Raw genomic sequence first — 24932 nt, 5'->3', positions numbered from 1 at the left:
TGAACTATTTTATTGTTGGTTAATGAGTAATACTCTGTAATTTGTTTTTATAGTTACTTTCGTGACTTTTATTTTTTTATTCAAATAGCTGGTCGCACCTTGAATTATTTCACGGGAAACATCTGTGATAAGTTGTTGGCCTGCATTATTCCCTAAATTGATAGATGTACCCGCGTTCCCTACGGTATTTCCTGCAATGTCTTTGACAGAATTAGACTCAACAGAAGACGGAATATAAATTCCTTCTTGCCCGTTTAGATCAAGTATTTTGAGGTATACAGGAATATTGTATCCAGCATATTGAATGTTTTTTATCGCAAGCTGTAAACGTTCAGATTGTAGCTTTGCCTCGGCAATTAGTAATGTGTTTTTGGGAATACAAATATCTTTGATCCTGATATTTTCTAGCAATCTTAACGTGACAATTGGGGTATCGGATTTGTCAAAAATTAATACTTGATTATTGCTCACACAAGCTTGAATCGTGTTAACTTGACAAAAGGTGTGTTTCGATGAGATCGTGTTAAATCCGAAATTCCTTTTTTTACTAAAAGAACGAATAAACGTGGAGTCTGTTACATCCCCAAGGCGGGTAATTACCTTTTCATTGTCTGGTTGAACCAATACTGTGTTTTTATTAGTTGGTTGATTATTTTGAACTGGAGTAGAGGTTGTTTGAACTTGTGTGGGATTTAGGTATTTGGCAGCAAGTTTATAAGATTCTTCCATCAATTCCTGTTGATTCGGTTGAGGCTGTATTCCCTGTAATTGTTGCTGTAATTGTTCAATTTGTCGCTGCAAATTTTCTTTTTCTCGATCTTCTTTATTAATGGGCTGATAAAAAGATTGCATCTCTTTCGTTAAATCTTTATATGTCGTTACCGAAGTAACTACACCTGTTGCCTGATCCTCTTTTTCTGGTAAAAGTGATAATGATTTACTCTCTTCTTCCCGTGCGGTAAGTTCAAAAGCATAATCCTCTAATGTCTTCCTCTCGTTTTGCTTCTGCCTAATATCTTCTGCCTCGTAAGCTGCCTTTTTATCATTCGTTATATTATCACCTTCCGACACAGGTATATTCACGTTATAACCATTCACCTCCTCAATATTATCCTTTCTTGTTGACGAAGGAACGAATATAAAATACATCACGAATATAAAGATCACGGCAAAAATAGGATACACGATTAACTTCTGCCTTTGAAGTCGTTGTTTAGGAGTTAATTGTTTCCCCTCTCCTTTGTTATTCCATTTCATCATAAAAATTTTTATTTTGCTGTATAATCGGTGAAGGATGAACGTGTTCAATCTGTATGAACTTTCCATCTTTTTTACCAATCTGGTAGGCTGTAAATGCAATCGTGTAAAGAGAAGCCAAAAAGAATAAGGCAAATAGTATCACTGTCAAAACTATTTTTTGCATGGGAGAAAGGCAATTGCATAGCTTTCTTATATGCAAGTCTATTTTATCGGGTATTCGTTTAAATACTTTCATCGTTTTATTGTTTTAATATCTTCATTATTAGTTATCTCGAATTTCTCAATCATGTAAGCAAACGGGCTATTATCGGTTCTTACAGTATTCAGTAAATTACACCGGGTTACTAGATTGCGTTCTGTCACGCTTGTTTCACGAATAATAAGTTGTTTCGCATAAGTAGTAACCGCATAAGGGTAGTGGTTAAAATTACATATGACACTATCAATCTGAATCTTTTGGTTAATATTTGCACTAATCATGCGATTGTAATATCCCTTTGCCTCCAAGTCCTTATAACAATTATACACGCTACGATCTGCAAGAAATAAAGCCCGTCTTACGTTGCCCTCGATCGCTTGCTTGTCCGGTGCGATCGTGAAAAAAAGTTCATGAAACATACACACGTGCGCCCTCGCCTCTACCGGGCGATTCGTGGATAAATCTTGCGCTAAAGCAAGCATTAAAGATTTCCCCTGATCCAGCACGTAAATCTTCTGTCGTTGTGCTTCTGCGAAATTATAGGCGCTATACACGCTATATCCCGTTATTCCCGCGCACGTGATTAAAAACACGATAACCACAAAACGAACTTGCTTAAAACTACTGTCAATATTTTTTAAACTCTTGAACATACTATTATTTTATTATTGTCCCGGCTATTTTTCCCGCCGTACTTCCTCCTAAAGAAGCTCCAGCATTTGCAGTATCATTCAAATGCTTTTGGTAATTACCAACACCACCACTTTTCACAATCCAGTCCGACACGGTTGGAACAAGGAAATACCCGAAAATGCCAATCAACATGAAAATAATATACACTCCACTACTCGCGTCAGGTACAAATGACGGATCACTCAGTGCAGCTATGTCTTTTTGCACCATAAGCACCTGTATCTTAGATAATAATGTACTAAAAAGATCGCACACGGGAAGCCACAAGTAAACAGAAATATACCTTGTAAGCCAATTGGTTAAGGATGCTTGCAGTCCTTCAAATGTGCTTATCGCGAAGACGATAGGCCCCAGTATTGATAGGACTACAAGAAAAAAGGTTCGGATAGTGTCTATTATCAAGGCTGTCGACTGGAATAGAAATTCCAAAAACGCCTGAAACGCATCCCTTACACCTTTACGTAATTCATATAATTGCCTCTCGATAGTCATTCCCATCATTGTCATCAAATCCGAGGGACTCCAACCCAATTGTTCCAGTTCCTTATCATACGCCTCACTCGACACGATATACGCAGTTTCCGGATTACGCACCATTGCCTCGTATTCCAAGCGATCTTTTTGTTTCCTGTATTCCGTTAAATCAAATACTTGCTTCGACAAAATCGAACTCGTACCCACGACAACAGGGGAAAGAACCCCATTTATTGCTTGCAGGACAAGCGGAAAAAACATAATACATAAACCAATACAGAAAGGTCGCAACAACGGGTAGACATCTATCGGTTCTACACGAGCGAGAGCTTGCCAAACTTTCATAGAAATATAGAATAAGGCTCCTATTCCCGCGATAACACGCGCAACATCTGCCATATCACTACAAAGGGGCATCATTTCGTCGTACGCGTTGCGTAACACTTGATGCAAATTGTCAAATCCTTCTCCCAATACCATATCTTATTTATTAATTACCAATATCTTTCATCTGTTCCATATAGGCTTAAGACTCTAGCCGTATCATTTTTCTTTTTTGATCGGAGCCAAGAAACAGAAATTGTTCGTCGCGTATAGTAATTCACTAAATCCCGATAATGTTTTACGTCCCGGTAAACACAATCAACAAGATCAATTCTTTCCTTATCTGTCATACTTAGTTTCGTAGCAGTCACAACGTTTTTCAATTCCAATAGCAGGTCGGTAGCCTCCTGTAATAAACGTGTATACCCAAAAGAAATAGCCTCTAACTCTCTTGTAGTAAAATTTTTATCCGTCAACATCCGTTTGTAGTTATTCACGAAAATATCAGAGATTTCTCCAACGAGAAGTACCGTTTTTTGTACCTTCCGGGCATCCTTCACCAAATCACTCACGCTTTTTAAAGCATCGTAATACTTCTTACCTTGTTCGTAAAGTTTAACCGTTTCCTGAAAATTATTTATCATGTTCGTTGCCGTGGAGGACGTGTGAACGATTTGTTGGATAGAATTTACAATACTCTGCGTAACATTTGCAACATCTGTTACCGGAATTTGTGCCTTCACGAACATGGAAGAAAGCACAACACTTATAATTAATAATATCTTCTTCATACTATTTCCGAATTATGTTCCGTTTGCATTTTCTCGTATTCTCCCAATCCCCAAACTCTCAAAATATCGTCCTCATCAAGAGTTAATATTTCTTCTTTCAAAGCATTAATTTCCGGGATTACTTCCCCGTATTCGTTAATACATAGAATTGCTATTCTGTACTGACTATGATCTTTGTATATCAATAGCGATGGGCTTAACTCTCGACTTCGCCAACACCCACAAACATCATCCAAATTCAATTCTGAGTTACCCGTTTGCTGATCTGCAAAATCAACCATTTCCTCTAAAGAAAAACCTTGTCGTTTTTCCGAACCATTTTGCTCTATTCGTGTCATTTTAAACATATTAAGATGATTAAATTAATTATTCCCCCGTTTTTCACAGGCAAGCTGTTTGATTGCTAATTCGATGTTTCCTAATTTTTCAGCTCGTCGCAGAACCTCTAATTTCTCAGATTCTTCTGTTGTGTACGTCAGGTATTCCGCAATTGAAACTTCGGTAGCGTACACTGCCGACTGCGTGCTACCCAGCGAAAAGAAAACTTCCTTGTATTTCCGCCCGGGATGGTTCGCCATGTTGATAGACAAGATTTGCGAACGCTCCTTGTCGGTCAGTCCCAAAAGGTTCTGTATGCTATCGAATTTATTAAGGTATTTCCGTTGGTCGAGCAGGATTTTACAATCCGAGTTATTGATGATACTCTCTTTCACGATAGAGGAAGAAATAATATCCTCAATCTCTTGCGTGACTACAACCGCTTCTCCGAAATACTTTCTGACGGTTTTATAGAGATACTTGATGTAGTCTGCCATGTTCGCCGATGCAATCGCTTTCCATGCTTCCTCGATTAGTATTAATTTCCTTATTCCCTTCAACTTGCGCATCTTGTTTATGAAGGCTTCCATAATGATAATAGTCGTTATCGGGAATAAAATCTTGTGGTCTTTGATATTATCCAACTCAAATACAATGAAACGTTTGTGTAGCAAATCCAGTTCTTTGTCGGAGTTCAGCAGATAGTCGTATTCACCGTCCTTGTAATAGGGTTCAAGCACGTTTAGGAAATTATCTATATCGAAATCCTTTTCCCGGACGTTCTTTTCTTGCAGGTGTTCCCGGTAATCGGTTTTCACATACTCGTAAAACGTATTAAAGCAGGGAGTAACCGAACGATCCTTCGTAATCAGTTCGATATAGGAACTAACAACGTTCGACAAAGCCACTTCTTCCGCCCGTGTGGGTGCTTCATCGTCCCTTTTCCACAGGGTCAGGATAAGCGTTTTAATACTCTCTTTCTTTTCAATGTCAAAAAAACCATCTTCCACGTAGAAAGGGTTAAACGCTATCGGGTTCTCGTTGGTGTACGTGAAATAAATCCCGTCCTCACCGAACGTGCGGTTGTGGATAAGCTGAGACAGCCCCAAGTAACTGTTACCCGTATCTACTAATAGCACGTGCGCCCCCTGTTCGTAATACTGGCGTACCATGTGGTTAGTGAAAAAAGATTTTCCCGACCCTGACGGCCCTAAGATAAACTTATTGCGGTTCGTGATAATACCTTTTTTCATTGGTAAGTCTGAAATATCAACGTGTAAAGGTTTCCCTGTGCGATCACACATTTTAATACCGAACGGACTAAGAGAAGTTTTATAGTTCGTTTCTGACGAAAAAAAACAAACAGCTTGTTCAACAAATGTAAAAAATGACTCTTCGGCTGGAAAATCACCAGCGTTACCGGGCATTGCTGCCCAAAAAAGTGTCGCGGCATCGCTTATATTATAACGAGCCTTACAGCCCATCGCGGTAATCTGACTACCGACTTCATTCTTCACCCGTTTTAACTCCGAAACGTTTTCACTCCAAGCTATGACATTCGCATGACAACGAACCGCCATGAGGCCTTTGGAATGCGCTGCATTCAAAAATAACTCCATCCACTGTTGGTTAATTTGATTGGCTCGGCTATAACGGGAGAGCGAGAGCATCGTCCGGGCGGACTTTTCAAATTTTTGTAAAATTTCCGGGGTTGAATCCAAAAACACATACTGATTATAGATATGATTACAATCTAACAGCAATCCCAAATTTCCGCCAAAAGAAAGAGTTGTCGAATACCTCTTATTTTCCGTATCTGTGTTGACAAAACCCGGCAAATCTTCCACATCTGACAACGTGTGTAAACAAGTTGTTTTATCTCCCACGCGTACATGATCCGCGTGTAACTCAATATCATGCAAATAACCCGTGTCTGATAACGACAAATATTTTTCTATCAATCCCGTTGATTCCGGCGTTCCGATAATTTCATCCCCGGTTAATCTTGTCAACCTGATACACCCTGAATCATCCATTATTTTTTTAAACTGCTCCACGCTTTCACGAAAACAGGTAAAAGATTCTTTGTTTACTTCACCCGGGATAATATTTCCACGGCAAAGCGTGGAAAAGTTACTTTGTTGACGGGCTCGCTGTTTCGTTGTCTTCGTTAAATACAAATAACAACTATGCTCTAAATACGGACGTTCATTAAAATGTAGTTCCGACGAACGCTCTAAAAAAGTCATTTCTTTTTCAAAATCAGCTTCGTATTTTTCCTCGATAAACCAATCTTGCTTATGCACAACCGAATATTCAGGTAACACGCTAATAGCTTTTACCCAAGCACCGTGTATTTGTTCGTACTCGGCAGCCGTAATAGTAAAAATTTCCGGTAACTCCACACGAAAACATACCGTAATGTCTGCATCCTTTGAAATAATACAATCATTTTCAACGGACAGCAAAGGCAATTTATTTTCTAGCGTCGTCGCTTTTAGTGTATTACGCATGATTTTGCTTAATAAAATGATGAATTAATTTCCGATTAATCAAGAAGCGAGGACGATGTTTATTCGCGAACAATTTCATTACCCCGTGTTCCCCGTATACCCTATTTAGCTTAAAAGTTAACCAAACCAACACGGAAGCGGCAATTAACCCGAACACGATACAAAATAAATTATTCACCCCGACCATAAATAACACGATAACCACAAAGAATATTGTCAATAGCCCGACCGCAAAAATTAAAAGGTATTGACTTTTCAATCCCCTGAACTCAACTGATTTACCGACTCCTTTATAAATCTGATATTTCATAATACCCTTTTTAAAGAAAAAATGATCGTAAGATCGTGGCTGACACGATAAGAAATATACAGGCTCCGAACCAACTGGCAGCGACTTTACTCGTGTCGGGGTCGCCCGCGCTAAATTTGTTAAATACCTTAACACCCCCGATAAGCCCGCAAACCGCCCCGATCGCGTAGACCAGCTTCGTGGCTGGATCGAAATAAGATGTTATCATAGTTGTTGCCTCCGTTATTCCCGCAGAACCGTTGCCTTGGGCAAATAAAGCCCCGGCGATGCTAATAAATAGCATCGAAAGAATTATTCTTTTCGACATTTAGTTATAGTTTATGCCACGATCTTATCTCGCGGCGATGATTAATTATTTATTCCCCCCGAAGTATCACAATTATTAACCGTATTCACTTTCTTTCATAATTCATTACTATTCAATTTCAATACTATCTAACATATCTCCCATCTTTTCGCGATTTTCTTCAATCTGTTTCATGACCGAATCATACACCTCCGTGTTTTCACCTGCATTTTCTTCTTCTTTTATCACGTAAACAATTTCTTCGAAACGAATACCTCTCGCGACACCGGAATCCTCATCTTCATACTCTACATCAATTAAATCTTCTTCCAGCATAACAGGTTCATTTTCTTTCTCTAACACAAATGTATTCTCAATATTCGCTTCTTTTGTGATCGAAAGTCCAATGCCTGTTTTTGTCCAAAATTGTCTATTGTCAAACTTACTTTCCCCTATAATATCATTACTGCAATTGGGCGACGCCTGTTGATCTCGTTCTTTTTTCACTTCCGTACCACGTAAAAAAATCCACAAATAGTAGATTGTTAGAATTACAACAACCATAATTATCAAGATTATCATGGTTTCAATTTTGAAATTTGCTGTTCGATCATTTTAGAAATTTCATCACCATACTGTTCAAAATGTACGTTCAAGATGTTATCAATAAAACCTCCCAAAGTCAGCTTTGTACCCAGCAGCCTGATAAATGCCGAAACTCGCGAATAATTATTCATGCTTATATACACTCCATGCCTTTCGGATAAGGTATTTATCATCAAGAAAGTAGAAGAATAGTCCTTTTTCCGCCTTGATTTTACCTCAACCTCCTTTTCTGCCTTTTCTTTTTGCTCGGAAACATCATCCCCGGCAATCATTTTTTTCAGCAGTAATTCGTTAATTTCATCTTTACTCATCGCACGACGATCTTTATAATTTCAGAAAATAGATTCTCAAGTCCACTACTTTTCACGAACTGACGAGAAGGTGCAAATAGCGTCGAACGAAATACTATCCTTTTATCGGCCAGTATTTCCTTACGAAACCGCTTTGTATCCAAAATTTTATTATCTAATAGATTAAAATGTAGTTGTTGTATTATTCTATTGTACGAATCGTATAGATCGTTTCTTTCTCTCGCATCAACTTGATTCCAAAACAAATAAAGATGTTTTAAGCGCATCTTTTCATCTTTAACAAACACATCATTCAATGTTTTGACAAATGCGAAACTACTCTCCAAAACTAAACGATCCCCAAGAAGAGGAACGAAAACATAATCCATCCCCGCCAAAGTTGCCAAAACACCATTACTCTGCACCGTTCCCGGTAGATCAAACAAAACCACATTATAGATAGTTTTAGAAGAATGTAAATACTCTTTTAACGTTCCAATAGCATTCTCCGGCGTACTTCGTAAAATCGGGAACGCTGTTTTTTCCAGAGTTTTCAATTGACTATAAGCAAGTCGTTTAAAATAAGAATCTTTCTCTATTAAATCTAAATCGCGTTTGCGCAAATTGTAAATACTGTATTGAGGGTAATCCGCATCAACCACGAGTACATTCAACCGTGTAAGATAATGTAGATAACTAGCCATTAAGACAGTCATAGAAGATTTCCCGCAACCTCCTTTTTGGTTCGCAAAACTTAAAAAAACTTGTTTCATATGCTTTGTTTTGAATTATTTTCAGAACAAAAGAATATTAAAAGAGCTTCAAAATAAAAGTTATTCCTTTTTTGTCCCTTTTTGTCCGATATTGTCTACCCTTCATTCATCCTTTCCACCAAACAATCATTCATTCAGTAATGCAACCAAGCAGGCAATTTATCATTCATTCGATGATTCAATAAATCAACATATCACTCAATCATCCACTCACTCAATCAATCAATCAATCAATCTTTCCGCCAGTCCTCCATCCGATCATTCATAATATCAATTTACCTGCACGCAAGTATTTTCAATGGTGAAATTGGCAAATAACTGTTCGCTATTGGCAAACACAAAATACAGTGTTTCAAATCTCTAAACAGTAACTTCGAGCAAAACGATTCACAATATCGACATGAAAAAAAAGACGGTAGATTCTTTAAAGCAAAATCCACAAGGAATTGGTTTTTATGTTCGCGAGAACATAGCAAGGTGTGTTTAAAGCAGCTTAAAATGATTTAAGCAGCTTTAAACCCTTGCCCCCGACAAGTCGAGGGGGAAAATTACTCCGAAGTCGTAATTATTAAATTATAAATATGGAACAAAAAAAGAACTCTAAAAACACAGGGAGAAAGCCAAAAACAGACCCGGCAATATTCCGCTATTCAATTAGTCTTAATTCCGTGGATAATGCACGCTTATTAAAGCTTTATGAACAATCAGGTATGCGTACTAAAGCTCATTTTATCACGCACCGAATTTTCGGTGAACCGTTCAAGGTGATAAAAATTGACAAAGGAGCAGTAGATTATTACACACGTTTGACAAGTTTTTACGCACAATACCGCGCAATAGGGGTAAATTACAATCAAGTAGTTAAAGCACTAAACTCCAATTTTAGTGAACAAAAAGCTCTCGCTTACCTCTATAAACTAGAGAAAGCCACGATCGAACTTGTTAAATTAAACCATGACATCATTGAATTAACCCGTGATTTTGAATTAAAATGGTTGCAAATATAACAGGAGGAAAATCATTGGCAGGAGTATTATACTATAATTTAAACAAGATAGATGCAGGTGCAGGAAAAGTCCTATTCACGAATAAAATGTTTGAAAATGAGGAAGGCACTTTTAATGTATCACGTTGCATGAAATGTTTTGAAATGCAAATGCCAGCAGATATGAAAACAGAAAAACCTGTTATTCATATTTCTTTAAACCCACACCCAGACGATAAACTCTCGGATGAACAACTTGTAGAAATCGCAAAAGAATACATGGAAAAACTAGGTTACGGGAATCAACCCTATCTAATATTCAAGCATGAAGACATTAATCGTCATCATCTACATATTGTTTCTATCCGGACAAACGAGAAGGGAAGAAAGATTAATGACCAGTACGAACATTGCAGGAGCAAAAAAATCACACGCGAGCTAGAGAAGAAGTATGGTCTGCATCCGGCAGAAAAGCAAAATTGTTCAGAATACCCGGAACTAAAAAAAGTGAATTACCGGGACGGTGATGTGAAACACCAAATCTCTAACACGGTTAAAGCACTAATGAGTAGTTACTATTTCCAAAGTTTTACAGAATACAAAACCTTGTTATCTCTTTACAACATTCATGTAGAAGAAATAAAGGGAGAAGCAGCCGGGAAACCCTATAATGGTATAATTTATTCAGCAACTAACGACAAAGGAGAAAAAAAAGGTAATCCCATTAAAGCATCACGTATATCAATATCAGTGAGTTACAATGCAATTTTGAAAAAGATTGCTACATCCACAAAAAGAATAAAAGAGAAAAACCTTAAAGATCATACCCGGCAAGCGGTTTCCGAGGCCTTTAATGGCTCGCGGACCCGCAAACAGTTTGAAAAGGAATTGAGAAAGAAAGGGATTGACGTGATATTCCGGCAAAACTCTAGCAAACGCATTTACGGAGTTACATTCATCGACCATGATAGCCGGGTGGTGTTGAACGGTTCACGCCTAGGCAAAGAGTATTCCGCAAACGCGTTTAACGAACGATTCAATAAAAGTATTCCTAACGATAGCAGGACTATTCGCCCTAGCTTATCTCCCGGTATAGATTTTGGAAATGGAACGTTCAATTCTCATCCCCAAGGACAAGAAACTTTTGGCAATGACATTTATTCGGTGGACCAGAGAAAACGTCGGAAACGCAAGAAAAGAAAATTATAATCGCTTAATCAAATTATTATGCAACAAGAAGATGATTTATGCGGGTTAGCCCGCGTAATGGATTTCATGCGAGCTATTAGCATTCTGTTCGTATCTATAAATATATATTGGTTCTGTTACCCTACAATACAGAAATGGGGTATCAATATCGGGGTCGTCGATAAAATTTTGTTGAACTTCCAGGGTAGCGCAGGGCTATTCTCCAATATCCTATACACTAAACTTTTTTCGGTGGTATTTCTCGCTCTATCTTGTTTAGGTACAAAGGGCGTAAAAAATGAAGAAATTACATGGAGCAAGATTTATGTATTCCTAAGCATCGGTTGTATCCTTTTTTTCTTGAATTGGTGGATATGGGATGTTGCGTTATCCTCTGAAAATAGGACAATTCTGTATATCCTCACCATGATAGTTGGGTACCTATCTCTTTTAATCGCGGGACTCTGGATTTCACGACTTTTAAAAAATAATTTACTAGATGATATTTTCAATACTGAAAATGAAAGTTTTGCACAGGAAACTCGCCTGATAGAGAACGATTATTCCGTAAATTTACCGACCCGGTTTTACTATAAAAAGAAATGGAACGATGGGTGGATAAACATTGTAAACCCGTTCAGAGCAAGCATGATATTGGGTACGCCCGGTTCGGGAAAATCGTACGCGGTAGTCAATAACTACATCAAACAACAAATCGAAAAAGGGTTTGCTGTTTATATTTATGACTACAAATTTCCCGACCTTTCGGAAATAGCTTATAACCATTTAATCAAGCATTTGGACGGGTACAAGGTAAACCCTAAATTTTACATTATCAATTTTGACAATCCACGCGAGAGCCACCGATGTAACCCGATAAATCCGGCATTCATGACGGACATATCGGACGCATACGAAGCCAGTTATACAATCATGCTAAATCTTAACCGCAGTTGGATAACCAAACAGGGAGATTTCTTTGTAGAAAGTCCGATTATTTTGCTAGCTTCTATCATTTGGTTTTTAAAAATCTATCAAGGAGGTAAGTATTGTACATTCCCTCACGCCATCGAATTTCTAAATAAGAGATATTCTGATACATTCACGATTTTAACGAGTTATCCCGAATTGGAGAACTACCTTTCACCGTTCATGGACGCTTGGGAATCCAACGCTCAAGACCAGTTGCAGGGGCAGCTTGCAAGTGCTAAAATCCCGCTTTCCCGCATGATAAGCCCGGCTTTATATTGGGTAATGACTGGGGACGATTTTTCACTGGATATAAACAATCCGGAAGAACCTAAAATACTGGTGGTAGGTAACAATCCCGACCGCCAAAATATCTATTCCTGTGCTTTAGGGTTGTATAATTCCCGCATTGTAAAGTTGATAAACAAGAAGCACCAACTGAAAAGCTCTGTAATTATAGACGAATTACCGACCATCTATTTTCGGGGACTGGATAACCTAATAGCAACGGCACGAAGCAACAAGGTGGCAGTCTGTTTGGGCTTTCAGGATTTCAGTCAGTTACGCCGAGATTATGGGGATAAGGAAAGCAAAGTAATCGAAAATACCGTAGGTAATATTTTTAGCGGGCAGGTCGTTGGAGAAACCGCCAAAACTCTTTCCGAAAGGTTCGGCAAAGTTTTACAAAAGCGGCAAAGCATGACTATCAACCGCAACGATAAATCGACTTCCATTTCTACACAAATGGATAGCCTTATCCCGGCATCCAAAATAAGTAATTTATCACAGGGTATGTTTGTGGGTGCGATAGCAGATAACTTTGACGAACGTATTGAACAAAAGATATTTCATGCTGAAATTGTGGTAGATAGCGAAAAAGTAAAAAGAGAAACCACGAATTACAAGAAATTCCCAAAAATTACAGATTTTCAAGACGAAGATGGAAATGACAGAATGGAAGAAACGATTCAAGCAAATTACATACGCATCAAGGAAGATATTCAACAAATTGTACTCGACGAATTAAAGCGAATAAAAAAAGATCCGAAACTAAAACATCTAATTAAAGAGAAAGAGTGCTAAACGCACTCTTTCGTATATTCAGTGAAACGTGCTACCATCTTTTCATAGTAGATATTTTTTACATCCCAAAATAATTCCTTAAAACCAGATTTATCAATTTCACTCGTGCCGGGATTATACGCGAAATCAAGTTCAAGCCCCAACACGCCAACGGCATTAAGTAAAATAGTAAATAGGTTTTCGAGGGTATTTTTAGAAAGATAATTAAAGCTACAATGCAAATAATGCAATTTGGTATTCTGTTCTGACATTTTTATATCAGACAGATTATTACACTTACATTCTAAACAGCATAAATTCAAATTCGCTGTTAAATCCAGATGTTTGATGTAATTATTTTGACAATTTAATATAGCCATATTAGGTAAAGTATCCACCTTCAATTCTTCAAGACAATTACATCCACAAAATAGCACCAAGAGGTTACTACGATCAAATTTTAAGCTCTGCAAGTTACAATTAACGATATATAAACGATGCAGAAAATCACAATCAATTAATTTAAAATCAATAAGTTTTACATCTTGGACGGAAAATTCACAAATTTTTGTGCCGGATATTTTGACCGTAACAATCCCCATTGCACACGTGTATTCGTGCGTAAAAGAAGTATTCAAATCTGAAATAGTATTATTTCTGTGCTCTATTTCTTCATCCCCCCAATCAATTGTACCTCCATACAACAAACAAGTAAAAGATATTTCTTTTACGACATCCGTATTCAAAGTAAATTCAATAGATTGCGGTCTTTGGGTGGTGGTGGTTTTAGCGTGACGTTTATTCATTCTTATATATTTAGAGTTAATAAATTACCATCCCATTTTTCAATGGTTTAAATTTATCTCCCCTATTTTTTCACGCCAAAACGTGAATAAAAAGGCGTGGATTAATTTGTCACGCAGGAACCACCATATCCCCTAGATGTAAATTATCACGCCTAATATATCATTCCATGTAGCGAGGAAAAATGGTGGTTTCGCTACAAGAGAATTACTATTTCTTTTTTCAAAGATAACAAAAATTCTAAACGGAAAGACAAAATAGGACAAAAACAGACGAATTTTACATTCCCCTAATTATCTGCATTTTAATAATCAATTTCATGTTTATAATCAATAATAACAGAGATAACATGAGCAACGAATTGAACATTATGTTTGTTTCCGACAAGGACGACCAAACAAACACGCTAAAAAGCATCAGCGGTATAGACGAGAAAGGGAATCTAAAAACTACCCCGGCAGATGAAGCAATTGACCAAAACCAATTTTTCAAGGTTGACAAGAATTTAAATCCCTTTGAGAACTTTTTCAAGAACTTTTGGACACAATTTAAAAATCCGGGGAATTACAAGTTTTTCCGTTTTAAAGAAGATGAAATTCATTTGGTAAATCAACCCGGAGAACAGCAAAAACATGAGGTGACTAAAGAGGTCGAGAAAAAAATCAAGTCCTTAAATCTAAATCCTGACGAGAAAATCGACTGGAAAACCCTCGCGAAATTCGGGATTACCCCCGAAAAACTAAAAGAGAACGGTTCTTTGGAATCAATGTTGAAAGGGTACGGTTCAAATAACCTTATTGATGTAAAAATTGCGATAAATGGAGTGACGTTTGAGGGAAAAGCACGGGCATTCTTTAACCAACAAGATGATAAAATCACAACAGATCTAAAATCAAAACTCGATTATCCGAATTTTGACAAATACGATCTCACGTTCACGGCTGATGACAAAAAAAATATGCTTACAACGGGGAATCTCGGTCGTGTCGTTTCGCACAAATTTAAAGGATCGTCCGAAGCGGAACCCGCATTTTTAAGCGTCGATCATCTGACAAATAGGATTGTTGCATTAAGAGCCTCTTCATTGAAAATAAAAGACGAATACAAAGGTGTAAAATTAACCGAAGAACAAAAAAACAGTCTGAAAGAAGGTAAAGCAGTGTATCTAACCGGGATGAATAGTAAGGAGGGGGTAAAGTTCGACGGGTACGTGCAAGCAAATGCCGATAGTCGTGGTATCGCATTAGTACGAAACCGCACCCGGCAAGAAAAAACTGATAAAAGAATTTCAAACGAGAAAGATCCCCTAAAAGGTATTCCGCCTGCTTTCGGAGGGCAACCAATCACGGAAGAGCAACGAACCATACTGAAGGATAACGGGGTTATTTTCGTGAGAAATATTTCATGTAAAGATAAAACCGTCCGAGATGCTTATCTCAAGGGGACATCAACAGGTATCGAGTTCTATGATGCAGCAGACAGAAGAAACGCATCACTAGCACAAGAAGTCTTAAAATCACAAACAAAATATCAAGAAAAACACCAATCTCAAGAACAAACGAACAAACAACAGAAAACTCCTAAAATGAGGCAATAAGATTAAATCTTACTGGTAAAATAACAATGACTGAGGATAATTCTTCAGTCTTTGTTATTCTACTTAAAAACATTATCTTAGTCTTCACAAATAAAATTACTCCCATGAAAAAGGATAATGGTAATATACCTAAGACAGAAAAAGAACTTGAAGAATGGATGCAGGCAAATTGTGCAAATTTCGATTCTTATTCCATTAACGGGAACGCTATTTATGAAGGATTCGGGATTGAAAAAATCGGGGGAACTTTTATCTGGTATTATACTGAAAGAGGACAAAAGGACACAATAAAAACCTTCACATCAGAACAGGATATTATTGAACACGCTTATGCACAAATACAATCTGACAAATGGGCTTGGACGCACTGCATTGGTTTCACTAGCGACAAAGCTAAATCGGAGGAATTATGCAGCATTCTTACAGAAATGGATATAGAACACTTTCAAGATGAAATACCTTATTACGGTATAAATCATCCCGTTTACAGGGTCTTTGTTTTGGGATGTGATATAAAAAAGACCATACACCTGAAAGAAAGATTTCAAACAGAGAAATAATTCCTAATACTCGGTTCATTCTAATTCCTCATTGGCATTCCCTCGAATCCACATAAATTCAAAATCAGAAGGTGATTGGCTCATCTTTGATGTCACCCCTAAGTCGCTTAAAAATTTTAGGACAGGAAGTAACCAACAATACCCAACATGAGATTACTCAAGCATTATCGGAACTTGAAGCGACTGTTGAATTACAAAAAAATATCAACAACTGATAATCAACATCATATGCACAATACGATAAAAAAAGTGATTGCGTAATTCCTCAAGTAAATATAAATGGAGAAGATTTAACACATTTAATCTTTCTTAACCCAGAAGTATACTGAAAACAATGGCTGGAAGGGAAAATAAGAACTTCAAATATAGAGATGGATTTTGTTGTTATAGGTACATTGATGATGCAAGATAAACAAAGTGACGTATTAAAGTCCAATAGGGATATTCATATTACTTTCTAACTTTAATTTCTACAGGTGATGTCCTTGGGACAGATTTCAATTAGTTGGATGTTAATTATTCCATACAAAAGAGGTGTGTTTCAAATATTATTCGCAAATTTGTATCAAACATTATAGTATTGTAATTTATCAGCAAGACAAGTAATATGGAATCGCAAAAAATCAAAAAAAATTAAAGTCGTATTAATTGAGAATGGTAAAACAGGAAAATGATTAGCCAAACAAGTTGGCAAGAATGAGGCTACCGTTTCCAGATGGTGCTCCAATAAAATGCAATCCTCACTTGATATACTAGTTAGAATTGCAGCGTTATTGAATGTTACCTCTCGCCAACTTATTAAGAGCGGTAATATGTAATAACAATGAAAGATATTCTATCATACGAATCAGACATAATACCGTATGCGATAATCGTTTCCATTGGAATGAGGTAGAGAAACAAATTCCAGCAATACCAACTCCTGATATCTCTTTAGCGAACTTTTGGACAAAGTTTGAAACAACAATATAAATAACAATACATTGTCAAAACGAATGAACAGAATTATACTCATTGGTAACGGCTTTGATTTAGCACACGGACTTCCAACCAGATACGAAGACTTCATAAACTGGTATTGGGAGAAAAGAGTTATGGACTTTTGCGGGAACCTAACCCCTATATCCGAAGATTGCTTATGTACTTTTAAGATGACTACTCATTCCAATTCATGTACAGCTTGGAACGTGTTTATATTTAATTACCCAAAATTTATCAATAGACCTTCGGGGAAAGATATTATTACTTCAATTATTCAAGATTCCACCAACTACGAGGTGGTATTTTCTCCATTCTTCAAAATCATCTATGATTCTATCGAATCAAAAGGATGGGTTGACATTGAAAATGAGTATTATCGGTTATTAAGAGATTTAATAACAAATCCTGACGATCATAATTATACTGTGTCGAATCTTAATTTCCAATTACAATATATTCAAGGACTTTTGACTGAATATCTCACATCTTTATCTTTGAATGAAATCAATCATGACACAGATATATTAAAGCAAATATACTCTTCTATACAATATCGTGATATCTGTGTTTCTCAACTGCACACATATTACGACTATGTAAATAACATATTACATCAAGGAGAGATGGAATATAAAAGACTTCTGTCAAAATATAATTTCCCTAAAGATAGTATCCATTTCTCTTGGGAAGATCTAAAAGGATTAAAACAACAATATATCGAATTTTCTGAGGAGAAGGGTTGTAAGGATATTCCAGAGGCGTATTTAAAAGATTTAATATATCCAGAAAGTATTCTGTTATTGAATTTCAATTATACAGGGACCGCTGACAAGTATGGTTTCCCAAAAGTCGCTACTGTTAATCATATTCATGGCACTCTTACCAAGCCGGATAGTATGATATTTGGGTATGGTGATGAGTTAGACGAAAGCTATACACAGATATTAAAACAAGAAGATAACGAGTGTCTAAGAAATATCAAATCAATAAAGTATCTGGAATCTAGCAATTATAGGAAGATGTTACAATTCATCGAATCTGCCCCATATCAAATATATATAATGGGACATTCCTGTGGGAACTCCGATAGGACACTTCTCAACACACTGTTTGAGCACAGGAATTGTGTATCAATAAAGCCATATTATCACCAAAAAGAAGATGACTCTGATAACTACATGGAGATTGTTCAGAATATATGCCGCAATTTTACGAACATGAAATTAATGCGGGATAGAGTGGTTAACAAAACTTTTTGCGAGCCATTACCCCAAAATTTCATTAATAGGAAATGAGAATAAATAAGGATATTATGACTATTGATGATATAAAGGCAGTGATAAATTCTGATGAATCGCAAACTCTAGAGCTGAAAAAGACTACCGGAGAGTTCAAAGATAGTATGTACTTGGCGTGTGCATTTCTGAATATATGAAACAACCGTAAAGACACACAACAGTTTCGCGGGTTCTTTGAACTCGCGAAACAGTTTCTTCTACCTACTCGTTTTCTTTGTCGAAATCATATTTCCTTAGATTCTGCATAACCTTAACAATTTCGGAATATTTATAAAAGATTTTACCCCCAACTTCAAAAAAAGCAGTCGCCCGGAACGCCTGTATCGTTCCAATTTTTTTATCCACGTTTAGTAATTGGCATAAATCCTGATTATCAAAGACGAAAGCAAGTCCAACTAACAAACGAATTTCAAGGTTTTAATAGAATGGCAGCTTGAATACGAGAATACCTATGGAATCCCTTAAAATTAAGGTATGAAAAGAATCAAGCATTTTCTTCAACACCCTCTATTTTAATAGAGATTATTTTAGACATATCAGAAAATAGTGTATTTTTGTAATCTATTTTATACTATGCATAAATCACAGCTAATTCAATGAATAAAATAAAAGAGATACTTGAAAAAAAAGGGATTAAACAAGTTTGGCTGGCAGATCAGTTGGGCAAAAGTTTTAATGTGGTTAACGCATATGTACACAATCGAAGACAACCCTCATTAGAAACTCTGTATAAAATAGCATCAATATTGGATGTTAACATAAATCAGTTATTGTATTCTAAAGAAGAACTAAAAAAGGAAATGAATAAATAATATGGCAACAGCAAATCAATTAAAGACTCTTATTAAGAGTCATTTTGAAGAAAACAATGAGAAATTTAATACTGTTGCTCTGCAGATAGCTGCTCATGAAGCCAAGTTGGGACATTCCAATTTGGCAAATGACATTAAGCAAATCATTGATAGTGGGAAAAAAACATCTCCTAAACTGAAACCTTTAAATTCAGAATTACAAGGTTTAGTACTAGAAGTAGAATCCGATAAAAAATTATCAGATTTAATAATTTCGACTGAGATAAAAGACCGTATTAATAGAGTCGTCAGGGAGTTTACGCATAGGAATAAATTATTAAGCTACAATTTAGAGAACAGACGGAAAATATTATTTTCAGGTCCTCCGGGAACAGGAAAAACTATGTCTGCATCAATAATTGCGAATGAACTTCACTTACCTATTTATGTAATATTAATGGATAAGGTTGTAACTAAATATATGGGAGAAACAAGCGCAAAACTTCGTCAAATATTCGATTTAATCGTTGATAGACCAGCAGTTTATTTATTTGACGAATTTGATGCTATCGGTTCACAACGTGGAAAGGATAATGATGTTGGAGAAATGCGTAGAGTTCTTAATTCATTCCTTCAATTTTTAGAAAGAGATAATTCTGAAAGTTTAATTATTGCGGCAACAAATAATTTAAGAATGTTGGATCAAGCTTTATTCAGAAGATTTGATGACGTCATTCATTATAATCTCCCCACTGATGAAGAAAAAACACAACTTTTAAAAAGTAGACTTGGTAAAAATGTAACAAGTAAGGATATGAAAATTCTTTTACCAATGCTTGAAAATCTTAGCCATGCTGAAATAAATCAAGCATGCTTAGATGCGATAAAAGAATCAGTTTTAAATAACACAGACATTTCTCTCTCACTAATAGAAAAAACAATTAAAGAACGCACAATGGCATATAAAATTTAATTATTATGAGTAGGCATGATCATATAAAACTTCCTGATTTAGCAGATACAATTCGTTATTCACCTGGACAAAAGCCAGCAGGAGGTCCAAACATTCCTAATAGAGATAGAGCTTCTCATGCTGCGGCTTTAAAAGATAAGTTTGATCGCATGAGAGAAGCTGATAGTAACCTAAAAAGTCAGCGAAATGCCCTTGCTCTACCAACTCGTACAGGTACATACGTAGAATTTAAAGGGAAACAAAATTATGATCTAGTTACTCAAAGCCTTGAAGCAATCAACGCAGGAATGCGTTTAATGAATGTTAGAAATATTACGGATATTCATGGAAATATAGATACTTATGCCACAGTATATATTCCCAAAGGACAAGAAAATAAATTTTTAAACAAGCTACGGGATTATGCAACAAAGGTTACTCAAAAAGGAAATCCCAGAAATCAAAATTTGATTAATAGTATAGAAGATATACATATAGCCTTACTTTATTCGTTTTGGACAGATTCTCCACAACTTTTTCCTAATGAAAATTACAATTGGTATGAAGTGTGGATAAAAATAAATGAATCGGATGACAAACAAGAGCAAATAACCCAATTCAACAATTTGCTAACAAACTTAGACATAAGTTTCAAACCAAACTATTTATTATTTCCAGAAAGAGCCGTATTTTTAGTATATGCAAACAATGACACTCTACTCCAAATCCTAAATAGTTCAGATAGTTTGGCAGAACTAAAAGCAGGGAAAGAAACCGCAGATTTTTGGACAAACGAAAACCCAAGTGATCAAAATGAATGGGTTGAGGATTTATTAAGAAGACTTGTGATAAATGACCAATCAAATATATCAGTATGTGTAATTGATACTGGGGTTAATAACGGACATGAACTACTTTCTCCCATAATACAAGATGCTCATTGCCTTGCCTATAATAATCAATGGACTACCGCAGATAGAAAAGGACACGGAACAATGATGGCAGGCGTTTGCGCTTATGGTGACTTATCTCGCTCTTTGGAACATAATGATCGCGTAGAAATAAAACACACTTTATGTTCAGTAAAATTACTTCCTGATGTTGGGGAGAATCCAATAGAACTTTGGGGAGATATTACTAAACAATGCATTTATAAGGCTGAAATAACAATCCCAAACAAGAATATTTTATATTGCATGGCTGTAACTTCAGCTGACACACATGATAAAGGACGCCCTTCTTCTTGGTCTGCAGCTTTGGATGATATGTGTATTGGTGCATCAGAAGAAACTCCAAGGTTAATAATTGTTGCGGCAGGAAATGTGACTGATGAAGAAGTGTGGAATAATTATCCAGATGGGAACACTCAGCAATCTGTACATAATCCGGGACAATCTTGGAACTCTCTAACGATTGGAGCATATACAGAAAAAGTACAAATAAATGATGCCAATTACAATAATTTACCAAGAGTTGCTCCCAGTGGCGGACTTTCACCATATAGTAGTACATCTGTATTATGGGATAAAAAATGGCCTATCAAACCCGATGTCGTTTTTGAAGGTGGCAATTTATTAAAAAGAGAACATGATTTAACACCGTACGTTGATCATGATGCCTTGGAAGTTCTAACCACATCTAAAAATATACAATTCCGTAAATTTGAAACCATTAATGCAACAAGTGCAGCGTGCGCTCTTGCTTCTAATCTTGCTGCAGAAATTGCAGCTACTTATCCTGATTTATGGGCAGAAAGTATTCGTGCATTGATTGTACATTCGGCAAAATGGTCTGATTCAATGTTACGTCAGTTTCATGTTACAGGAAGAACTAATATAAAAAGGCTTTTACGCTCTTGTGGTTATGGTATCCCCAATAGAGAACGCGCATTATATAGTACAGAAAATGGATTTACCTACATATCGCAAAACTCTTTAAAACCTTATATAAAAAATGGTTCGACAGTTTCTCTAAATGAGATGCACTTCATCAATTTACCGTGGCCAAAAGAATTATTAGAGAATTTAGGAGAAATAAATACCACATTAAGAATAACTCTTTCTTATTTTATTGAACCAAGTCCCGGTGAAATAGGATGGAAAGATAAATATACTTATCAATCTTGTGGTTTAAGATTTGACGTTAACAACCCGCAAGAAACCCAAGAACAATTCAAAAGGCGAATTAATAAGTATATCGAATCGGAGGATGCCGATGCTGCCAATATTGATTTAGTCGAAAACGATAGTGGAAGATGGAAAATAGGTATGAAAAATAGGAGTGTTGGTTCTATACACAGTGATATGATAACAACAACTGCTGCTGATCTTGCATCCTGTAATATGATTGCCATTTTTCCTGTTGGTGGGTGGTGGAAAATGAGAACAAATCTTAATAGGCACAACAGTCGAATAAGGTATTCTTTGATCGTATCATTAGAAACTCCTGCAACAGAAGTTGATTTGTATAATGTTGTTACGACAAAAATAGCAGCAATAGTTGAAGCACCTATTGAAATAAACATCCCCGTTTAGGAGCTAAAAATAGAATTAAAAATATATATGTATAAAAGAACATAAATATAAATTACAGGGATTTCAAACAAACAATTAGAAAAAAACTGAATTAATTATCAATACATCAAAATATCGCTTATGCACATGGAGTAACAATAGGAAATTATTGACAAGTTTTACCATCAACAGCTATACCATTGAAACAAAACAATGCACTGATTATTATTTTATATATATGATTGATATGTAGATTAAAAATACTTGTAATGAAACATCATAGATTGATATAAACAAAACGCTTTAAATAAAGTCGAACATTAATAAGTACAGATAATAATAATACAAACAAAAAGGCAATTTAAAATCAAGATTCATTCTAGTTCCTCATTATCATTCCTCAAATCTACTAAAATTTCAGAACTAGAAACAACCTTCGAGAACACATAACAGATTCACGAGTTCAAAGAACCCGCGAAATTGTTTTTTCCCTTACTCACTTTCTTTATCAAAATCATATTTCCTTAAATTCTGCATTACCTTGACAATCTCGGAATATTTATAAAAGATTTTACCCCCCAACTTCAAAAAAGGCAGTCGCCCGGAACGCCTGTATCGTTCCAATGTTTTTTTATCCACGTTTAACAACTGACACAAATCTTGATTATCTAACAAGCGTTCGCCATCCACGCCAAATTCTCTTTTTTCAAGAGAAATCAGCCTTGCATCTATCCTTTCTAACAGGCTAAAGCATTTATCAAAAGCCTTTACCATTAAATGCTCGTCAATATCCATAGGCTTACTTTTTCTTGTTTCGTTTACGCTGTTCAAGATACGCCTTATGCCCCTTGCACAAATCTGCAAAGCGATTAATGTCGCATTTTATAGTCCCAGTTTCAATTAACCGCCGCACTTCTTTCATCTGTATTAATACCTTACCTCTTACAAGTGAGTAAGTCAATAAATTTTCGTACCTGATACGCTGTAAGGTGCGGCGGCTAATCTTCAAATAAGTACAAACATCATATTCATCTACCCAATCCTCCTCCCCTTGCTTGTCTTCTTTATTAAGCACGTAGTTTGAAATTGTATCCAAACTCTTTTTCAATTCGCGATAAACCTCAGAATCAAATGTTATTATTTCCATCTTGTCATTTTTTATTCTCGCGAATATGTAATTACGTAATTTCCAGAATGCCACGGTAGGGGAAATCAGGGGTAGTTATTTATACTATATTAACTATTTTCGTCCTCTTCCATACGCTTCATAAGTCCGTCTGCAAGATCATTGAGAAAACCCGCACGATTCTTTACCGGACGCTCCTTTAATTCTTTGTAGATGCCATAATAATCACCCAAATCAATGCTAAAAATTTGTTGAAAACAATCTGCCAATTCTTTTATTGTTGCTTCTCCAAAACATTCTTTTGTCACTAGAGCATAGATCAATTCGACTAATCCCCGCTTTGTCCCGTGCCACACTAATTTGGAAGATTTGCTAAATGGCTTATCCAAAAGCAATATTTCAGAGTTTAGATATTCCAAAAGCATCTGGTAAGCTAAAATTCGAGATACTTTATTATCCCAAAGTGTCATGAAAGAATCATCCAAATTATCACGATCTACACACGAAAATTCTAAAGCATTCTTTCGAGTAAATAATGCTTCATCCAAAAATGTAGAACCAAGCTGCAAATATTTATACGTGTAAATATTCTCTTCCAAATATCCCGTTAAACGCTCCACTTGTTCAATCAAATAAGCACGTACAAATTCCTTACTCGCGCATAAAATACGCTTTGATTCGATCTCCTTTATTTCCATGTAGTAGATCAATTTACTATGCAATAACGGCTTTAACTCTTTGAAGAACAATATCTCTTCGTTTATATCCGCAAAACCATTCGTTAGTACGTAATCTTTTACTTGTTTCACCACACCATAAATAACTTGCATAGCCATAACCGACATATTTAAGGCGTCATTTCCTTTAAGCGAATGAATAGTTGTTTCCAATTCGCTCATAAGCATCATAAAATACTTTTTCATACACGATAGTTTAATAGCGGCTATGAAACTATTAAGTGTAAAATATACAAATAAAAACAGATAATACACTGAAATACATAAGAAAATAGCCCTCTATCGCCTATATTTACAATAAAATTAGTATCTTTGTTACGAGAAAATTAAAAAGGCTTTTTTTTGAGCCAAAAGCAGTTACTTAAAAGTAACCTAGATTAGTTTTTTAAGAGTACTTCCGAGTTAAATAACTGGATATTAAAGAATTAAAATATACAGGTTCGAATCCCTCAGCGCCCACCACTTGAACGCCACGAGGCGACAAGAAAATGACAAACAACCTGTAAATCTCTAATTTACAGGTTGTTTTCTT

The 24932-nt window shown here is 36.1% G+C and carries 25 protein-coding genes and 1 pseudogene; 10 read left to right on the top strand and 16 right to left on the bottom strand.

The annotated features are described in order from the left end of the window. Window positions 1–9: 9 nt before the first annotated feature. The 12 genes from traM to A3CY_RS0118630 all read right to left on the bottom strand — a co-directional run bounded on the left by traM (window position 10) and on the right by A3CY_RS0118630 (window position 8837). The gene (gene traM, locus A3CY_RS0118685; protein WP_169503705.1) at window positions 10–1260 is read right to left on the bottom strand and encodes a conjugative transposon protein TraM; all 1251 of its coding nucleotides are present in this window, start codon (window positions 1258–1260) and stop codon (window positions 10–12) included. Continuing rightward, a complete protein-coding gene (locus A3CY_RS0118680) occupies window positions 1244–1495 on the bottom strand; it encodes a TraL conjugative transposon family protein (protein WP_018339478.1) in 252 nt (83 codons plus the stop codon). Before A3CY_RS0118680 ends, traM begins: the two co-directional genes overlap by 17 nt. Then, entirely contained in the window at window positions 1492–2112 is a 621-nt protein-coding gene (gene traK, locus A3CY_RS0118675; protein ID WP_018339477.1) for a conjugative transposon protein TraK, read from the bottom strand. The genes A3CY_RS0118680 and traK overlap by 4 nt, the downstream gene beginning before the upstream one ends. A gap of 4 nt (window positions 2113–2116) precedes the next feature. After that, the gene (traJ, locus tag A3CY_RS0118670) at window positions 2117–3106 is read right to left on the bottom strand and encodes a conjugative transposon protein TraJ (RefSeq protein ID WP_018339476.1); all 990 of its coding nucleotides are present in this window, start codon (window positions 3104–3106) and stop codon (window positions 2117–2119) included. Window positions 3107–3120: 14 nt separating this feature from the next. After that, entirely contained in the window at window positions 3121–3741 is a 621-nt protein-coding gene (locus A3CY_RS0118665) for a DUF4141 domain-containing protein (RefSeq protein ID WP_018339475.1), read from the bottom strand. Beyond that, window positions 3738–4088 carry a DUF3876 domain-containing protein gene (locus tag A3CY_RS0118660; protein WP_018339474.1) on the bottom strand — a complete coding sequence of 117 codons (351 nt, stop codon included), beginning with the start codon at window positions 4086–4088 and terminating at the stop codon, window positions 3738–3740. Before A3CY_RS0118660 ends, A3CY_RS0118665 begins: the two co-directional genes overlap by 4 nt. Before the next feature lie 15 nt (window positions 4089–4103). Further along, window positions 4104–6572, bottom strand: coding sequence for a TraG family conjugative transposon ATPase (locus A3CY_RS0118655; protein ID WP_018339473.1), 2469 nt, complete (start codon window positions 6570–6572; stop codon window positions 4104–4106). Next, on the bottom strand, window positions 6565–6882 hold the full coding sequence (locus A3CY_RS0118650; protein WP_018339472.1) for a DUF4133 domain-containing protein: 318 nt from the start codon (window positions 6880–6882) through the stop codon (window positions 6565–6567). The genes A3CY_RS0118655 and A3CY_RS0118650 overlap by 8 nt, the downstream gene beginning before the upstream one ends. A 10-nt stretch (window positions 6883–6892) precedes the next feature. Next, complete coding sequence (locus tag A3CY_RS0118645; RefSeq protein WP_018339471.1) at window positions 6893–7189, bottom strand: DUF4134 domain-containing protein; 297 nt, start codon at window positions 7187–7189, stop codon at window positions 6893–6895. A 108-nt stretch (window positions 7190–7297) separates the two neighbouring features. Continuing rightward, on the bottom strand, window positions 7298–7732 hold the full coding sequence (locus tag A3CY_RS0118640) for a hypothetical protein (RefSeq protein ID WP_155828485.1): 435 nt from the start codon (window positions 7730–7732) through the stop codon (window positions 7298–7300). A 14-nt stretch (window positions 7733–7746) separates the two neighbouring features. Continuing rightward, window positions 7747–8085: a DUF3408 domain-containing protein gene (locus A3CY_RS21650; protein ID WP_018339469.1), complete on the bottom strand. Its 339-nt coding sequence runs from the start codon at window positions 8083–8085 to the stop codon at window positions 7747–7749. Further along, a complete protein-coding gene (locus A3CY_RS0118630) occupies window positions 8082–8837 on the bottom strand; it encodes a ParA family protein (protein ID WP_018339468.1) in 756 nt (251 codons plus the stop codon). Before A3CY_RS0118630 ends, A3CY_RS21650 begins: the two co-directional genes overlap by 4 nt. A gap of 581 nt (window positions 8838–9418) precedes the next feature. On the opposite strand from A3CY_RS0118630, the gene mobA reads away from it, so the two are divergent. Genes mobA through mobC form a run of 3 tightly spaced genes read left to right on the top strand, consistent with a single transcriptional unit; the run spans window position 9419 to window position 13062 of the window. Beyond that, the gene (gene mobA, locus A3CY_RS0118625; protein WP_018339467.1) at window positions 9419–9844 is read left to right on the top strand and encodes a conjugal transfer protein MobA; all 426 of its coding nucleotides are present in this window, start codon (window positions 9419–9421) and stop codon (window positions 9842–9844) included. Next, the gene (gene mobB, locus A3CY_RS0118620) at window positions 9829–11031 is read left to right on the top strand and encodes a conjugal transfer protein MobB (protein ID WP_018339466.1); all 1203 of its coding nucleotides are present in this window, start codon (window positions 9829–9831) and stop codon (window positions 11029–11031) included. The genes mobA and mobB overlap by 16 nt, the downstream gene beginning before the upstream one ends. Window positions 11032–11049: 18 nt before the next feature. Next, a complete protein-coding gene (gene mobC / locus A3CY_RS0118615; RefSeq protein WP_018339465.1) occupies window positions 11050–13062 on the top strand; it encodes a conjugal transfer protein MobC in 2013 nt (670 codons plus the stop codon). On the opposite strand, the gene A3CY_RS0118610 is transcribed toward mobC, so the two are convergent. After that, the gene (locus A3CY_RS0118610; RefSeq protein WP_018339464.1) at window positions 13059–13847 is read right to left on the bottom strand and encodes a leucine-rich repeat domain-containing protein; all 789 of its coding nucleotides are present in this window, start codon (window positions 13845–13847) and stop codon (window positions 13059–13061) included. The genes mobC and A3CY_RS0118610 overlap by 4 nt on opposite strands. Window positions 13848–14164: 317 nt before the next feature. Here A3CY_RS0118610 and A3CY_RS0118605 point away from each other — a divergent pair, with 317 nt between their 5' ends. The 7 genes and pseudogenes from A3CY_RS0118605 (at window position 14165) to A3CY_RS0118570 (ending at window position 22558) form a co-directional block, all read left to right on the top strand. Continuing rightward, window positions 14165–15442 carry a DUF3945 domain-containing protein gene (locus tag A3CY_RS0118605; RefSeq protein ID WP_018339463.1) on the top strand — a complete coding sequence of 426 codons (1278 nt, stop codon included), beginning with the start codon at window positions 14165–14167 and terminating at the stop codon, window positions 15440–15442. A 104-nt stretch (window positions 15443–15546) separates the two neighbouring features. After that, entirely contained in the window at window positions 15547–16002 is a 456-nt protein-coding gene (locus A3CY_RS0118600) for a hypothetical protein (protein WP_071596014.1), read from the top strand. A gap of 728 nt (window positions 16003–16730) precedes the next feature. Further along, window positions 16731–16820, top strand: a pseudogene (locus A3CY_RS23520) (hypothetical protein); the annotation flags it as partial. A gap of 177 nt (window positions 16821–16997) precedes the next feature. Then, the gene (locus A3CY_RS0118595; protein ID WP_018339460.1) at window positions 16998–18278 is read left to right on the top strand and encodes an AbiH family protein; all 1281 of its coding nucleotides are present in this window, start codon (window positions 16998–17000) and stop codon (window positions 18276–18278) included. A gap of 599 nt (window positions 18279–18877) precedes the next feature. Beyond that, on the top strand, window positions 18878–19093 hold the full coding sequence (locus tag A3CY_RS0118580) for a helix-turn-helix domain-containing protein (protein ID WP_018339457.1): 216 nt from the start codon (window positions 18878–18880) through the stop codon (window positions 19091–19093). 1 nt (window position 19094) lies between these two features. Then, the gene (locus A3CY_RS0118575) at window positions 19095–20045 is read left to right on the top strand and encodes an AAA family ATPase (RefSeq protein WP_018339456.1); all 951 of its coding nucleotides are present in this window, start codon (window positions 19095–19097) and stop codon (window positions 20043–20045) included. Between the two features lie 5 nt (window positions 20046–20050). After that, window positions 20051–22558 (top strand): S8 family peptidase, encoded by a 2508-nt coding sequence (locus A3CY_RS0118570; RefSeq protein ID WP_018339455.1) that lies wholly within the window; start codon window positions 20051–20053, stop codon window positions 22556–22558. Window positions 22559–23029: 471 nt separating this feature from the next. Here A3CY_RS0118570 and A3CY_RS21645 read toward each other — a convergent pair whose 3' ends face one another. The 3 genes from A3CY_RS21645 to A3CY_RS22330 form a co-directional block, all read right to left on the bottom strand. Continuing rightward, on the bottom strand, window positions 23030–23332 hold the full coding sequence (locus A3CY_RS21645) for a helix-turn-helix domain-containing protein (RefSeq protein WP_018339454.1): 303 nt from the start codon (window positions 23330–23332) through the stop codon (window positions 23030–23032). 4 nt (window positions 23333–23336) lie between these two features. Beyond that, window positions 23337–23684 carry a MerR family transcriptional regulator gene (locus tag A3CY_RS0118560; protein WP_018339453.1) on the bottom strand — a complete coding sequence of 116 codons (348 nt, stop codon included), beginning with the start codon at window positions 23682–23684 and terminating at the stop codon, window positions 23337–23339. Window positions 23685–23773: 89 nt separating this feature from the next. Continuing rightward, complete coding sequence (locus A3CY_RS22330; protein ID WP_081619504.1) at window positions 23774–24586, bottom strand: RteC domain-containing protein; 813 nt, start codon at window positions 24584–24586, stop codon at window positions 23774–23776. Window positions 24587–24932 lie beyond the last annotated feature (346 nt).

The sequence above is a fragment of the Butyricimonas synergistica DSM 23225 genome, from assembly GCF_000379665.1.
Taxonomy (GTDB): domain Bacteria; phylum Bacteroidota; class Bacteroidia; order Bacteroidales; family Marinifilaceae; genus Butyricimonas; species Butyricimonas synergistica.
The sequence above is the reverse complement of the archived record's forward strand: the minus strand, read 5'-3'. Positions and strand labels throughout refer to the sequence as shown.

Coding starts and splice junctions, on each gene's coding strand:
- traM (WP_169503705.1), bottom strand. CDS start 1,260: ATGATGAAATGGAATAACAAAGGAGAGGGGAAACAATTAACTCCTAAA.
- A3CY_RS0118680 (WP_018339478.1), bottom strand. CDS start 1,495: ATGAAAGTATTTAAACGAATACCCGATAAAATAGACTTGCATATAAGA.
- traK (WP_018339477.1), bottom strand. CDS start 2,112: ATGTTCAAGAGTTTAAAAAATATTGACAGTAGTTTTAAGCAAGTTCGT.
- traJ (WP_018339476.1), bottom strand. CDS start 3,106: ATGGTATTGGGAGAAGGATTTGACAATTTGCATCAAGTGTTACGCAAC.
- A3CY_RS0118665 (WP_018339475.1), bottom strand. CDS start 3,741: ATGAAGAAGATATTATTAATTATAAGTGTTGTGCTTTCTTCCATGTTC.
- A3CY_RS0118660 (WP_018339474.1), bottom strand. CDS start 4,088: ATGTTTAAAATGACACGAATAGAGCAAAATGGTTCGGAAAAACGACAA.
- A3CY_RS0118655 (WP_018339473.1), bottom strand. CDS start 6,572: ATGCGTAATACACTAAAAGCGACGACGCTAGAAAATAAATTGCCTTTG.
- A3CY_RS0118650 (WP_018339472.1), bottom strand. CDS start 6,882: ATGAAATATCAGATTTATAAAGGAGTCGGTAAATCAGTTGAGTTCAGG.
- A3CY_RS0118645 (WP_018339471.1), bottom strand. CDS start 7,189: ATGTCGAAAAGAATAATTCTTTCGATGCTATTTATTAGCATCGCCGGG.
- A3CY_RS0118640 (WP_155828485.1), bottom strand. CDS start 7,732: ATGGTTGTTGTAATTCTAACAATCTACTATTTGTGGATTTTTTTACGT.
- A3CY_RS21650 (WP_018339469.1), bottom strand. CDS start 8,085: ATGAGTAAAGATGAAATTAACGAATTACTGCTGAAAAAAATGATTGCC.
- A3CY_RS0118630 (WP_018339468.1), bottom strand. CDS start 8,837: ATGAAACAAGTTTTTTTAAGTTTTGCGAACCAAAAAGGAGGTTGCGGG.
- mobA (WP_018339467.1), top strand. CDS start 9,419: ATGGAACAAAAAAAGAACTCTAAAAACACAGGGAGAAAGCCAAAAACA.
- mobB (WP_018339466.1), top strand. CDS start 9,829: ATGGTTGCAAATATAACAGGAGGAAAATCATTGGCAGGAGTATTATAC.
- mobC (WP_018339465.1), top strand. CDS start 11,050: ATGCAACAAGAAGATGATTTATGCGGGTTAGCCCGCGTAATGGATTTC.
- A3CY_RS0118610 (WP_018339464.1), bottom strand. CDS start 13,847: ATGAATAAACGTCACGCTAAAACCACCACCACCCAAAGACCGCAATCT.
- A3CY_RS0118605 (WP_018339463.1), top strand. CDS start 14,165: ATGTTTATAATCAATAATAACAGAGATAACATGAGCAACGAATTGAAC.
- A3CY_RS0118600 (WP_071596014.1), top strand. CDS start 15,547: ATGAAAAAGGATAATGGTAATATACCTAAGACAGAAAAAGAACTTGAA.
- A3CY_RS0118595 (WP_018339460.1), top strand. CDS start 16,998: ATGAACAGAATTATACTCATTGGTAACGGCTTTGATTTAGCACACGGA.
- A3CY_RS0118580 (WP_018339457.1), top strand. CDS start 18,878: ATGAATAAAATAAAAGAGATACTTGAAAAAAAAGGGATTAAACAAGTT.
- A3CY_RS0118575 (WP_018339456.1), top strand. CDS start 19,095: ATGGCAACAGCAAATCAATTAAAGACTCTTATTAAGAGTCATTTTGAA.
- A3CY_RS0118570 (WP_018339455.1), top strand. CDS start 20,051: ATGAGTAGGCATGATCATATAAAACTTCCTGATTTAGCAGATACAATT.
- A3CY_RS21645 (WP_018339454.1), bottom strand. CDS start 23,332: ATGGATATTGACGAGCATTTAATGGTAAAGGCTTTTGATAAATGCTTT.
- A3CY_RS0118560 (WP_018339453.1), bottom strand. CDS start 23,684: ATGGAAATAATAACATTTGATTCTGAGGTTTATCGCGAATTGAAAAAG.
- A3CY_RS22330 (WP_081619504.1), bottom strand. CDS start 24,586: ATGAAAAAGTATTTTATGATGCTTATGAGCGAATTGGAAACAACTATT.